This window comes from Nocardia cerradoensis NBRC 101014 (genome assembly GCF_000308535.1).
Classification (GTDB): Bacteria; Actinomycetota; Actinomycetes; order Mycobacteriales; family Mycobacteriaceae; genus Nocardia; species Nocardia cerradoensis.
Genome location: NZ_BAFW01000051.1, coordinates 20,642 through 33,161, shown reverse-complemented (window position 1 = coordinate 33,161; position 12,520 = coordinate 20,642). Strand labels below are relative to the sequence as shown.

14 protein-coding genes are annotated in these 12,520 nt (G+C 65.7%); 8 read left to right on the top strand and 6 right to left on the bottom strand.

What is annotated here, in order from left to right; all coding sequences use genetic code 11:
• Positions 1–166: 166 nt before the first annotated feature.
• Entirely contained in the window at positions 167–535 is a 369-nt protein-coding gene (locus ON23_RS06495) for a hypothetical protein (protein WP_143860602.1), read from the bottom strand.
• Between the two features lie 738 nt (positions 536–1,273).
• Between ON23_RS06495 and ON23_RS06490 the strand changes: the two genes are divergently transcribed.
• Together ON23_RS06490 and ON23_RS06485 are read left to right on the top strand one after the other, a co-directional pair.
• Positions 1,274–1,627 (top strand): hypothetical protein, encoded by a 354-nt coding sequence (locus ON23_RS06490; RefSeq protein ID WP_039776937.1) that lies wholly within the window; start codon positions 1,274–1,276, stop codon positions 1,625–1,627.
• Positions 1,628–1,803: 176 nt separating this feature from the next.
• A complete protein-coding gene (locus tag ON23_RS06485) occupies positions 1,804–2,367 on the top strand; it encodes a hypothetical protein (protein ID WP_039776936.1) in 564 nt (187 codons plus the stop codon).
• 929 nt (positions 2,368–3,296) lie between these two features.
• Here ON23_RS06485 and ON23_RS06480 read toward each other — a convergent pair.
• Entirely contained in the window at positions 3,297–3,497 is a 201-nt protein-coding gene (locus ON23_RS06480) for a hypothetical protein (RefSeq protein WP_157170179.1), read from the bottom strand.
• A gap of 374 nt (positions 3,498–3,871) precedes the next feature.
• Here ON23_RS06480 and ON23_RS06475 point away from each other — a divergent pair, with 374 nt between their 5' ends.
• Positions 3,872–4,219: a hypothetical protein gene (locus tag ON23_RS06475; RefSeq protein ID WP_039776934.1), complete on the top strand. Its 348-nt coding sequence runs from the start codon at positions 3,872–3,874 to the stop codon at positions 4,217–4,219.
• A 63-nt stretch (positions 4,220–4,282) separates the two neighbouring features.
• Here the strand turns inward: ON23_RS06475 and ON23_RS06470 are convergent, their stop codons facing one another.
• The gene (locus ON23_RS06470; RefSeq protein WP_039776933.1) at positions 4,283–4,573 is read right to left on the bottom strand and encodes a hypothetical protein; all 291 of its coding nucleotides are present in this window, start codon (positions 4,571–4,573) and stop codon (positions 4,283–4,285) included.
• Between the two features lie 189 nt (positions 4,574–4,762).
• Here ON23_RS06470 and ON23_RS06465 point away from each other — a divergent pair, with 189 nt between their 5' ends.
• Positions 4,763–5,260, top strand: a complete 498-nt coding sequence (locus tag ON23_RS06465) for a RodZ family helix-turn-helix domain-containing protein (RefSeq protein WP_039776932.1) — start codon at positions 4,763–4,765, stop codon at positions 5,258–5,260.
• A gap of 24 nt (positions 5,261–5,284) precedes the next feature.
• Here ON23_RS06465 and ON23_RS06460 read toward each other — a convergent pair whose 3' ends face one another.
• Positions 5,285–6,472: a serine hydrolase domain-containing protein gene (locus ON23_RS06460; protein ID WP_245555914.1), complete on the bottom strand. Its 1,188-nt coding sequence runs from the start codon at positions 6,470–6,472 to the stop codon at positions 5,285–5,287.
• A 106-nt stretch (positions 6,473–6,578) separates the two neighbouring features.
• Between ON23_RS06460 and ON23_RS35810 the strand changes: the two genes are divergently transcribed.
• Positions 6,579–7,205 (top strand): TetR/AcrR family transcriptional regulator, encoded by a 627-nt coding sequence (locus tag ON23_RS35810; RefSeq protein ID WP_157170178.1) that lies wholly within the window; start codon positions 6,579–6,581, stop codon positions 7,203–7,205.
• Positions 7,206–7,254: 49 nt separating this feature from the next.
• Here ON23_RS35810 and ON23_RS06450 read toward each other — a convergent pair whose 3' ends face one another.
• Positions 7,255–8,367, bottom strand: coding sequence for an NAD(P)H-dependent amine dehydrogenase family protein (locus ON23_RS06450; RefSeq protein ID WP_210743716.1), 1,113 nt, complete (start codon positions 8,365–8,367; stop codon positions 7,255–7,257).
• Positions 8,368–8,696: 329 nt separating this feature from the next.
• On the opposite strand from ON23_RS06450, the gene ON23_RS06445 reads away from it, so the two are divergent.
• Positions 8,697–8,924 (top strand): hypothetical protein, encoded by a 228-nt coding sequence (locus ON23_RS06445; protein WP_039776931.1) that lies wholly within the window; start codon positions 8,697–8,699, stop codon positions 8,922–8,924.
• A gap of 487 nt (positions 8,925–9,411) precedes the next feature.
• Here ON23_RS06445 and ON23_RS06440 read toward each other — a convergent pair whose 3' ends face one another.
• Positions 9,412–10,368 (bottom strand): alpha/beta hydrolase, encoded by a 957-nt coding sequence (locus tag ON23_RS06440; RefSeq protein ID WP_039776930.1) that lies wholly within the window; start codon positions 10,366–10,368, stop codon positions 9,412–9,414.
• A gap of 147 nt (positions 10,369–10,515) precedes the next feature.
• On the opposite strand from ON23_RS06440, the gene ON23_RS06435 reads away from it, so the two are divergent.
• On the top strand, positions 10,516–11,127 hold the full coding sequence (locus ON23_RS06435) for a hypothetical protein (RefSeq protein WP_094027832.1): 612 nt from the start codon (positions 10,516–10,518) through the stop codon (positions 11,125–11,127).
• Complete coding sequence (locus ON23_RS06430; RefSeq protein WP_051042123.1) at positions 11,117–12,484, top strand: type I glutamate--ammonia ligase; 1,368 nt, start codon at positions 11,117–11,119, stop codon at positions 12,482–12,484. The genes ON23_RS06435 and ON23_RS06430 overlap by 11 nt, the downstream gene beginning before the upstream one ends.
• Positions 12,485–12,520: the final 36 nt, after the last annotated feature.

Genomic DNA, 12,520 nt, shown 5'->3' with positions numbered 1-12,520 from the left:
AAGTTTCGCATCGTACGAGCGCACGATGGTGGCAGCGTCGCAGAATGTCGCAGTGAACTCGACTACTTGGACACTCGATGGCAGGGTCGGCGGACCTCGAACCTGCTCGGCCAGTTGACCTTCCGCCGCGCCGCGCTGGCCGGTTCGGTCAACGCTGTCCGCGGCATTATGTAGAGATATCCATTCTGCTGATAGTCACTTCCTCTCCTACCGGATCACCCTCATCATCGACCGGCGTATAGTCGATGATGCACTCGAGATCTTTTCCGACGCAGACTCGAATCAGCGCCTTCAATTTCTCTATCGAATCCGACTCGACACATTCGAGGGAACCCTCGAACAGATAGAACGGGTTCACTCCAGCCGGCACCGTCGCCTCATAGCAGAAGACATAAGTACCTTCGTCTTCGTAGGTTAATTCAAAACCGGACATCCGCTCCTTAACGCTTGTGTTATTAGTTCCTAGCCAATCTGCAAACGCGTCTCGGACAACTCGGTTGTCCGCGATCTTGATATCGCCATTGAAGGAAATCATCTCGCTCCTCATCTCATCGGTACCGAACATCATGACCGATTCGCGTGGCCCGCCTGCGGCTTGCAGCAGGATCGGGATCAGGTCGAGTTCCGAAGCGGAGTAGCCTCACCGTCGAAAATAGGTGACCTTCGGCCAAACCGCCTGCGTGCAGACTTATTGAGCCCCGCCCCGTGTGTTGGGCGGGGCTCAGCTGTGTCTGGCTATCCGCAGTGGCCGTTTCGAACCGCGCACTATGCGGCAATAGTGTGCATCACCAACCGCGGCACTCTCGAAGCCGCCGGTTGCTGCGAATTGGACGAGTCGTGCACCATCACGCAGTGTGTACGACCAACATTCCGGACATGTCATCTACCCCTCCGGTCATGGCTACAAGCTGAGACTGGAGCTCGAGTGGGATTTGCGGTGCGGTACAACAGCAACCGAGTTGGAGCGAGAAGGGGCCGGGCACGCGGTGGCGGCGATCGTCGAACTCACCCGCGACTTGATCGAACCCAGAAGTTCGGGCTCACCAAGTGCGTCCGATTCCACTCGGAGGGATTCTCTCTGATCGCGCAACAACCGCTGGCAGAAGAACATTGGTATCTGAAGCCGCCAGGCACAGAACCGTATCCCCCATACACCCATGCGCAGATTATCGATGTTGAAGCGATCGACGAGTCAGCAATGCTGGCAGCGGTCGATGCACTGTTCAATGCGCCATGCGACCTGTCGTGCAACCAGTGGCCCTCATGAGGGGAGATGTATGTCTTCGACACCATGGCCCGCATGCCAGACACCTCGGTGCCCGCGGCACAGGACTTTCTCGTCGTCGACGACCTGGACAACGGAGCCTCGAATCTGCCACTTCCCCTGGAACGCCGAACCACGGGCGCCTGGGCGGGAAAATACAGCCTCGGTTTCATGGCGCCATTTTCGATCCACGTGTGGCAAGACGAACACTCCGGCTTCCGTGACTCGGACTCCTTCAGCACTGCCATCGAGCTTCGAATCACCGTCCATTGGTCGCTGTGGTGGGAGGAAGCATCGCCCGGCCGCGCCCTACTCGATGCCGCAATCGATCGCCTCCATCAACGAGGCTGGTCGCCCGCCTGACAATCACGCCTGCACAAGGTCTATTAACCTGTCCGAAACTCGGCAGGAGCGGACGTTCTGCACCGCACCAGGTTCCGGCGGCCGGCGCCCCGCGCTGGCCGCATCGGTCAGCGCGGTATGCGGCATAGAGTGAATCCGCGAGGCTCCAAGCCGGACCGAGTGCCACAATCGGGCAGGTGGAACAGATCGAAAAGATCGCCGAGTCTATCGCCGCCAGTCCTGGCCAGGTGGTCGCGGTGGAAGTCGGTGATCGCGATCGGGTGGCGGACCTGGTTGCTCGTCTCCAACCGATCTACGACTACGGGTACGACGCCGATGACGGCGCCGACGTTCGGTTGGCGCTCGGGTCTGCCTGCTCGACGCTGGAGCGTGCGCTCGAGCACTTCGCCGCCGCAATGCAGCTTCCCTACGGTGCCGCGCGAACCCTGTGGGAGTTCTTCGAAGCAGTGAGCCAACGCCCTTCCGCGTACCGGAGCTGCCTTGTCGTCGCGGATGCGGCCGAACTGCTCGCCGACGAGGACGAGCTCATCTGGCGCGCACTGGCCGACGAGCTGGTCGATGGACCCCGCTGCATGGGAGGTGGTTGGAACACACTCGTTCTGGTCGATGACCATACCGGCTGGGCGAGTTCACGATTCGGATCGGCAGCCGATGCAGAGCTGGCTGCGAAGGCCCGACTTTCCTCTGACGAGTACGCAGCGTTGCAGCGCGGACTGGAATTGCGATACCGAGCCGACTGAGTCGCCAGGAACAGGCGCACACCGACCTCCCATCCGGTATCCGGGTGTGGGCTCAGTCGTTTCGCCCAGCGCCGTGCGATGGCCGGTTCGACCAGCGCGCTATGCGGCATGTCAGTGCATTCCACACTTCAGACGGATGACGTGTCCGACTCGTAGGAGAAACGCCCCACCATGTTCCACCTCCCGTCCGAGTTCTTGACGAATCGATAATTCGCTCCGCACAGGCCGGACCCGAAGCGTTCGTGCAAGTCGACCAGATCGCAGATCGCCTGAACGAGATCGTCGTCGGGGATGTTCGCTGACTGAAGCTAAGAGACGAGGGCGTACTGGATCATTCTGTCTCGCACAGTGATCGACAGTTCCGCGTGGGTCTCGCCCCCGTAGAGATGGCGCAGCACGTGGCCACCCAGGTTCTTGTCTATCGGCTGCTGCTCATCGAGTGGAACGGGAGATCTGCTCACTAGGCTCAGCCTTCCTCATCACAATGCATGCAACACCAGCTAACCGAACCGGCGAAATCTGCTGAACCACTTGCTCGCACACTGCCCTGTCCGGCCCATCTCGGCGGCGACGTGCGCGATCGGTCGCACCTGGCAGTGTTGCACGAGCCGGTAGCAGCCTAGGCCGAATCGCACCCAAACGCCGAAGATCTGCTACTGTCCAAACCCGTTGGCAGCAGCATCGATAGATGCGCTCATGCACGCGACCGATCCAGCCGTAGCGCAGCGGGGCGACGAAATCTCCCCTCGCGCACCGTTTCCGGTCACCGGTGACACATCCGGCGGGTGTGATAGCCCACGGCGTAGACGACGTCGAAATTCGGTGTGGTGGTGTCGGCGATATCGGCAGGGCTGATCCCGTCTGTGACAGCGGGACTCGCGCGACAGCCTCGGCCGACGTCGCTGGTGACGTGTGGGTGGTCACCGGCGTCAGCGGTCCAGCAGTGCCGGTCTGGGAGCGAACAGTGTTTCCGTCGCGGTGGGTGCCACGGTGGGCAGCCGGATGCATCGGCCGAGCAGGAGGACGCGGTCGATGAACAGATCCGTCCGGTGGCGCTGCCGGTAGGGGATGCGAATGAACCCGTCGCGCATAGGGATCGGGCGCGCGGCGTCGGCTGAGGCTACGAGCATGCCGTGGTCGTCACAGGTCCGGGAAGGCCGGTCGCCGGTTTGCCGGCCCAGCGAAGCTTCTTCGTCATCGTCCGCATCCAGGGACTCGGCCAGCCGTTCTTCGAACAAACCTGGATACCTGGCAACCTCGCACCGGCCTCACCGGGTGTCGAACCCTATTGTCGGACGCTGGGGTGGATCGTCTGTCGACGTGGTCGCGCCGATCGCATAACTGCAGCCGAACGAGGCGAGTGTCGATGGGCAACTGGATCTTCTGTCACATGGCCTTCGCCATGCGCACATCACTATCGAATACCTTGGGACATAGGCACTCTCGTCGATTCGACGCCGAACTCGATCCGGTTTGTGTCGGTGGGCTCGGTCAGAATGGGCGAATGGGAACGCTGCGGTTGGAGACCGACGAAGGGCGGCTCGTTCGTGCCAATCTCATCGCCGAGTGCCGAGTCGAGAAGATCGTGAAGGCGGAGTCCCGCCTGCCGGACGAGTTCACCATCAAGGCTCAGATGATCTACCTCGCGGGAAACCGTTACGGCGATGTCGATTTGAGTCCGGCGTCGCATCAATTCGGACGCTACCGATCCGAGACGCTCGCGGCGCGGCGGATGCGGGATCTGGTGGAGCGGATCGCCGACCCTCCGACCGAGCAGGCGGCTGTGATCCGGCTGCCCGCTGACAGCGAGCTCGTGATCGAGTCCGTCGGGTCGCGCACACCAGCATCCTGACCATGAGCGTGGGCGCCGCATGCGTCCTCGGATATGGGGTGGTGGGTGGTCGCCCCTGACGGTTCAGATCTCGGTTTCGTGGAGACGGGCGGCGCGGTGTGACAGCCGCTGGGTGAAGGTCTCGGCCCACGCCGCGGCTTCCGATTCCTCGACGCCCGCGTCTTCTCGCCGCTGCGGTGGCGGGCCGGCCGAAGGTTCGCGGCGCCCGGTTCCGCCGGGGCGGGCCTGCATGGCCAGAATCCGGACGCCCCACGACACGTAGGCCTCGATACTCATGCCGGCGGCCTCGGCAGCATGGCAGAGGGCGCTCCAGTCCTCCGCACCTACCGTGACCGCGATTTCCCGACTGTCCATACCCTCCCACGGTAGCGCCCTGGATCCGGCTGCGGCGTGGGGGAACGCCGCGAGCGCCTGCTGCTGCTCTCATCTCGACAAACGCTGTGGACGGGCGTCAGAGGCCGTCTTGACTGCCGTTGAATCGAGTACAACGCTGGGGATGCAGAGTATATAATCCAGCGCTCTATTCGAGGAGACGATGGAGCTATGTCCAGCGAACATCTGTCCGAAGAGCCTCAATCGCAACGAGGAGCCAAGGGCTCGCGAGACACCGGGTCGGAGACACCGGGGGGCGGCTCGACCGATCGCCCGGCCGGCACATTCGACCAGGAAGAAATCACGTCGGCTCGGGACCACAACCCGTCCGAAGACGACATTGCCACTACGGGGACGGTCCCTCCCGCGGACACCGAACCGGCAGTCCCGCCCTACGAAGGCCGCCGAACAAGCGCAGGCGAGATGGCCGGCGCCACCGTGCAGGACAGCAGCGCCGAGACAGGGGGCGCGACACACCCGGTGACCGACGCGGAGTTCAAATCCCCGGCCCCTGACGAGACTCCCGGCGGGGCAACTGCCGCGCCCGCGGAGGAGAAACCGGCATCGCAGGCCCCCGAAACCGACGCCACCGACGAAGGCGTCGAGGGTGGCCATCACGGTGGCGTGCGGAGAGCCGAGGATCAGCCTCGCGAATCCCGGCCGCGGTAACCCAGGACAATCGGTTGTCAGCCGTCAGCGTCGGCGGGCGAGCCGGTATGCCATGGAGGTGAAGGCCGGCAGCCGGAGGTCACCGGCGGCGAACATGCGGCTCCCGAGGTAGTTGGTGACGAACGCGATCGACAGGCCGATGTCGGGGAACGCGAAGCCGCCCGAGCCGCCGGTGCCGTAGTGCCCGAGGCCGGGAGTGGCGGCGCCGTTCATCGGACGGTGGTAGCCCAGCCAGTGGTGCGGTGACATATTCAGGATGTAGTCGCGGCCGCCGGCGGGAGGCATCCGCGCGATGTGGGCCACGGTCTCCCTCGTGAGGAACCGGGTGTCGTCGATGGTTCCGTTGTTCGCAAGGGCGGCATACATTTTCGCGAGCCCGCGGGCGGTGAACACGCCGTTCCACCCCGGCTGCACGACGTCGTGCACCGCCGCGTCGTTCTGCCGCCGCAACAGCCCTTCCGGAATGCTGTCCACCAGTCCGTTCAGATGCTTGGATCTGCGGGCTCGCGACGCGAAGGTCTCGAAGTCGAATCCGCCGATCCGGATAGTGGGAAACAACGGCGCGATGCGGTGCCGTTGCTCGGGCGGAACCTGAAACCAGAAGTCCTCGGCACCCAGGGGCACTGCGAGTTCGGCTCGTACGAGGTCGGGAAAGGACATGCCGGTGACTCGCTGGGCGAGTTCGACGACCAGTGGCCCGAACGTCACGGTGTGGTAGCCCGGTGACCGCAGCCGGCGGGCGTCCGGCCGGGCGTTCGCGAGCGCGGCGGCCATGGTGTCGTGGTCGAGGAACCCGTCGCGGGCGACCAGTCCGCGCACCCGATGCAACCCGGCCCGGTGGTTCAGCAGTTCTCGGACGGTGATGGAATCCTTTCCGGCAGCGGCGAATTCAGGCCAGTAGTCGGCCACCGGACGGTCGTAGCCGAGCAGTCCCCGATCGGCGAGCCGATGGATGACCGTCGCGGCCACACCCTTGCCCGTCGAATACGACATCGCCATCGTGTCCCGGCGCCAGGGACGACCGGGGCCGGCGTCTCCGGCCCAGACATCGAGCACCGGCCGTCCGTGCTGAAACACCGCCAGCGCCCCTCCCCCGAGACCGCGAGACCGACAGACCCGGAAGAATTTCTCGGCCAGGGCCACGAATCGGGGCTCGATCACCATCGACGCCTCATGATCGACGACATCCCGCTCGGCGTGCGCCTCAGTCACGGCAACCACTCCCTTGTTCGCGTCCGTGGCGCCATCGTGCACCGAAGCATGGCATCTGGCAAGAGCTCTGTCAGATGAGAGGTAGTGGCTCGATTACCATCGCACCGTGGCTGCGGGACGGACCTATGGCGGGATGAGCGCCGACGAGCGTCGCGCCGATCGCCGGGTGCGGCTCGTCCGGGCAGCCCGCGAGTTACTCGAGTCCGGCGATACCGCGCAGGTGACGGTGACCGCCGTCTGCCGCCGAGCCAAGCTGTCCGAACGGTATTTCTACGAGAGCTTCACCGACCGGGACGCACTGCTCGGCGGCGTGTACGACGATTTCGCCGACGAATACATCGACGCGGTGACGGCGAGGATCGCATCCGCAGGCGACCTCACCGATCGGATTCACGCGTCGGTGACCGTCGCACCGGAGCTGGCCGCGACCTATCCCGGCATGCAGCACGTCCTGGGCCGCGACGCGGACGAGGGTGAAGCGGCCCGGGCGCGAGCCCACATCGCCCGCAAGGTCATCGACCTGTATCTGGCCAACCGGGCACTCCTGTTCCGCGACATCGATATCGACCCTCTCGACGCGGAACTGGCGGTCCGGATCATGGTCGGCGGCGGCCTCGACCTCGCCTTCGCCTACTGCCAGGGAAGATTCGACGTCTCGGCCGCCGAACTCGCCACGCGCACAGCCAAACTCCTGGAACCGCTCACCGAATCCCTGAGTTCCGGCCGGCTCTGACGCCCGGCACCCCTCGTGCCTCGCCCTCGCTCGGAGGCGGCCGCGGCTGTTACGAGGTCACGGGGATCGAAGTGGCGCGGGCGCCCTTGCTGGCGAGGGCGGAGACCGGGAGATCGAGGATGGTGCGGAAGCCGGGTTCGGCCGCGGCGACCGCGGACACCGCGTTGCAGGCCATGGCCACTGTCGACAGGAAACTCTCGTAGCCGCCCGGTGCGCTCACCTCGATCGCCTGCTCGCGTCCGACGATGGTGAGGGAGTCACCGTGTGCCACCGGGTCGTCCGGCTCGAAAATGCCGAAGTGCGTGGCGAATTCGATGACCGGCGCGCCGGCCCGGATTCCCCGCGCCCGATGGACGACGCCGGCGACCGTGCCGGCCGGGACGGCGACGTGCTCGCCCGCTCTGTCGGCGCCGGCGACGAGGTGACGCTCCACGGGGTCCACCTCGATGCTGTCGAGGGTCCACTCGAGGCCCCGTGCCAGCGCGGCGATGCTCTGGTCGAATCCGACATGCCCCATCACCCGGCCCGACCGCCGGCGCGCGTCGAACTCGTCCGGGGTGAGTCCGAGGCCGAACTTCTGCAGAATGGCGCCGTAGCGACTCATATCCGCTGTGCGTCGCACCGCCACGCGCCGGACCTCGGTGGTCAGCCCGCTGAGCACCAGCGGCAGCGTGTCCATGAGCATGCCGGGGTTGCAGCCGGTGCCCAGTACGGAGACGCCGTGTGCCCGCGCGACCCGGTCGAGCCGAGCCACGATCTCGGGGTGGCTCAGGCTCGGCTCGCGAAGCTCCTCGCAGATCGACACCACGTTCATCCCCCGCTCGAGGAGCGCCGTGATCGTGGGCTCGATTCCCTCCAGCCACGACGACGTGGCGACGACGGCCACGTCGGCGCACGGCAGCGCCTCGGCCGACGAGACGACCGGCACGGCGGGTGCGCGCGCGACCAGCGACGCCAGCTCGGTCCCCAGCAGCGCCGGCCGGATGTCCAGCGCCCCCACCAGCGCGCAATCCGCACGAGGAACGAGGGACTCGACGATGGCGAGACCGGTGGCGCCGAGACCGACGACCACCACCTCGAGCTTCGGTGGCACATCCCGCGTCGCTCCCCGAGGCCCGGCGGCGTAGCCGGACGCCGGGTCGACAGTGTTCGGAGTGCGCATCGCACCGCCTTTCGGTAGGGGGCTGGTTCGGAGGGCACGACCGGCGGACCGCTGCTCGAGCGCATCGGCGGTCGAGTCGATCTCGGCGTCAGCGGGGTTCTGCCTGACCTTCTGCGATCAGAAGACTTGTTCAGATGACTTTATCATTTGATCAGCCCTGGAAACATCTCCTTCCGCGATAGAACTCCCGACGGCTCGGAGTGTTGACCTGCCGCATCGCCTTGGATACGCTCTGATCAAATGACTTAGTCGTATGAATTGTCGCCACTCGTGGGCGAGACCGACCAAGGGCGTCATCCGCGACAGGACGATGGGCAAGGGAAGCTTCGATGCACTTCGCAGATCCGCAGCCACTGGACAAGGATGTGCAGCTTCGGATTTGGCTGGGCGGCATGGCTTTCGACTTTCGCACCACCCGTACGGCAGCCCTCACGTTCTTCACCGAATGGGGACGTCGGCGCCGGGAGGCGATCGAGCTGGTCACCGAAACACCGTCCGATACGAGCCTTCTGCCACGTCTTCCGTGCGAGCGGTTGTTCCACGATCCTGCGAGTTGAGCTTTCGGCCCGAGTTCGCGCGATGTGCGCAACGGTCATCGAGAACACGAACAACGAGGGATATCGATATGGAAGACCTCAGCCGGGCGGCCGGTGCAGCATCCACACTGTCGAAGCTCGTCGTACGGCAACAAACGCGGGAAGTGCTCGATCACTTCGGCTCGTGCCCCGAATGTGGTTATGCCGCAAACGCATTCATGAATGTCACCTACTATGCGGACGGCACGGCAACCGTAACCACACGCGGGACGTGCGGGCTTCCCTGCGGTTGGTCCGGCCCCACCGAGGTCACCAAGATGACCGGACCTACCTCGCCACGAGTCGATTTCGCCTGAGCGACGCCTCGACCGCCGTGGCCTGCGGCTACACAGCGAGAAGCCGCGAGACGAGCGCCCGATCTCGAACGGCCGGATGTTGCCGGCCGGGATCGGTGCGCCCGCCGTGCGTGCAGGAGCCGGTCTCGCCCGCTCGCCGCGGGCGATGCGGCTCAGTGGGCGAAGTGGGTCCGGAAATGGTGCGCCGCGTCGGCGACAGCGTGCCTGGCCTTGTCGATGACAGCCACCTCGGTGAAGAAGCCGTGCGGGACACCGTCGTACTGGCGGATTTCCACCTCGGCACCGGCGCGGGCCGCCGTTGCGGCGAAATGCTCGTAGTCCGACCTCAGTACGTCCACCTCGGCCGCCACCAGCAACGTCGGCGGCAGCGCGTGGAGGGTATCGGACAGGATGGGCACAGCGCGCGGATCCGCTTCGCTGTCCGCGGCGTAGTTCGACCAGAACCACAGCGCGTCGGTCTTGCAGAGCACCGGCGCGTGCTCGAAGGCGTCCCAGGACGGGCCCGCGTGAGTGTTCGACGTCGCGGGATAGGCCAGGACGAGCGCCTTCGGCGCGGCGCGGCGCGCTTCGGCCAAGGCGGTGCAGACCGACAGCGCGAGGTTTCCACCGGCACTGTCACCGGCCAGCGCGATCCGCGACGAATCGACGCCGAGTGACACCGCCTCGCGTTCGACCCAGTCGTAGGTCCACAGGCAATCGTCCGCGGCCGCGGGGAAGACGTGTTCGGGGGCGCGCCGGTACTCGACGGAGATGACGACGCACTCCGCCTCGGCACACAGCGACCTACAGACGTCGTCGACGCCGTTCAATGTCCCGACGACGAAACCGCCGCCGTGGATGTAGATCACGGCGGGCAGTCCGTGTGCGGACGAAGGGCGGTAACAACGCACTCGGAGCGGACCGCCAGGACCGTCGACGGCCCGCTCCTCGACGCTGTGCACCGGGCGTATCGGCTGTCGAGCGCCGTCGACCGTATCGAAGATCGACCGCACGCCTTCCACCCCGTACCGGGCGTACGGAGGCGGCGGCGCCTGACTGAGCAGCGCTTGCGCGAAGGCGCGCGCGTCCTCGTCGAGCAAGTCGAGCATGGCGGTTTCGGACAGGCCCATCCGAGCCTCCCTTCCAGGTCACCTATCACCTCGCGCAGGAACGAAGCAGGTCTCGGGTATTGACAGAGCACCCGATTAGATCACATGATTAAGTCACATGACCACAGCTGCAGAGAGGCAGACATGTCCGAATCAACGAGTCACGCGGTGACAGGCACCGTGGCGGTGATAGACCGCCCCACCCCGATGGTTCTGTCGGTGGCGCGTCGTCTTCGCGACGCGTTCGCCCGGGGTGCGACATTCACCGCGATCGACAACGTCCGGACGGTCCGCCTGTCTTCGACCACCGATGCCCAGAAGGCCTTCGTCACCTTCACCGGCTCGGAGATCACCGTCGCCGCCGACAGCGGTGCGGAGCCGGACCTCACCTGGGATGTGCGCTGGCCCGATCCGGCGCCGGCCGAGGTCGAGGACGAGGCGCTGGGTGGCTTCGCGAAAGAGGTCCAGGTGTTGCTGTCCGGGCCCGACGTCGACTGGCGATCGGCGGCGGAGACGTTCTGGGAACGTGTGGGCGCGGCCCGGGGCATGCCGGCCGGCCTCAACCTCTACTGCTTCGACGCGAACGAATTCGCGTCGTTCGGCGACGCCGCGACCGGCTACACGTTCGTCGGTTCGTCGGCCGCCCTGTCACGCATGTTCGGTGGCCGTTCGCTGGTCATGGAAGAACTCGAGGGTGGTGAACTCGCGCTGCAGGGTTCGCTGTCCGATCTCTCGGCGCTGATCGGCGCCAACCTGAAGGTGGTGTGCGGTGAGCTCTGACCGTTTCGAAGAATTGACCTCGGTGTCGCGCGTGCGCGTCGAGGCGACCAACCAGGACGGCGTCCTGATCGGCAAGACGCTCTCGCCGGCGAAGTACCGCTCGTGCCGGGAGAAGGGCATCGCGCTGCCCGACTTGGCCCTGGGTCTGGATCTGAACAATAATTCCGCGCTCGGTTTCGGCTTCCCGGAGTGGCGGCGCAACGGCACGATGACCGACATCGAGCTCCGGCCCGACGAGAGCACGCTGGTCGAATGGAAGCCGGGCGTGGCTTCGGTGATCGGCGACCTCTGGACCCTGCAGGGTGAGCCCATCGGGGCAGACCCCCGCCAGGCGCTCAAGCGCATCACGGCCGCGTACGCGGAGCGCGGTCTGAGCATCCTGGCCTCCGTCGAGATCGAAGCGACCGTCTTCCAGGAGTCCATCGATCAGGCGCGCGCCCAGCAGTACCAGAACCTCACACCGCTCGGCGGCAACGCCGGTGCGGCGCTCGTGCACGCGAAGTCTCCCGATTACGTGGAGTACGTGGAGGCCGTCGTCGCCCGGTTCGACGAGATCGGAATTCCCTGGGAGGCGTATTCCGACGAGGCCGCCAGCGGTCAGATCGAATTCAACATCGCCCCCGCCGATCCGGTGACCGCCGCGGACCGGTGGGCGCGGGCCCGCCAGATCATGCGCGAGGTCGCCTACTCCCTGGGCCGGTCGATCACCTTCATGTCGAAGTGGTCCGCGGCGTACGGCCAAGGCGCCCACCTCAACGTCTCGGTCAGCGACGAGAACGGCAACATCTTCTTCGACGCGAACAAGCCCGGCGAGCCCAGCGAGCGCATGCTGCACTTCCTCGGTGGTGTGATGGCGACGCTCGAGGCGTCGACCAGCTTCGCCCTGCCGACCATCACCTCCTACCGGCGGCTGATGGAGCTCGAAGGGCCCCCGACCACTCAGACGTGGGGCGTCGCGAACAAGTCGTGTGCCGTTCGCGCGGTGCCGGCCGACAACTCCGCGACACGTCTCGAGTATCGCCTGCCGTCCGCCGACTCCAACATGTACTGCACGCTGGCCGCGTTCCTGGCCGGCGGCTTGCTGGGACTCGACGAGAAGTCGACGCCGCCCGCGCCGTTCGAGCAGATGGCCTGGGCGCTGGTGCCCGGTAGCGTGCCCGCGGTCCCGAAGAACCTCTACGACGCGGTCGCCGCGCTGGATGCCGACGATCAGCTGCGCCGGTACCTCGGTGACGAATTCGTCGACTACTGGGTCGGTCATCGCCGCTGGGAATGGCTGTCCTTCCACACCGAGGCCGAGCGCGACAACGCCCAGCTGTCGGTCTGGGAGTTCCTGCGTTACTTCGAACTCGCGTGACGTCCGAGGCGTCATCCGCCATTCACAGAAGGGAGT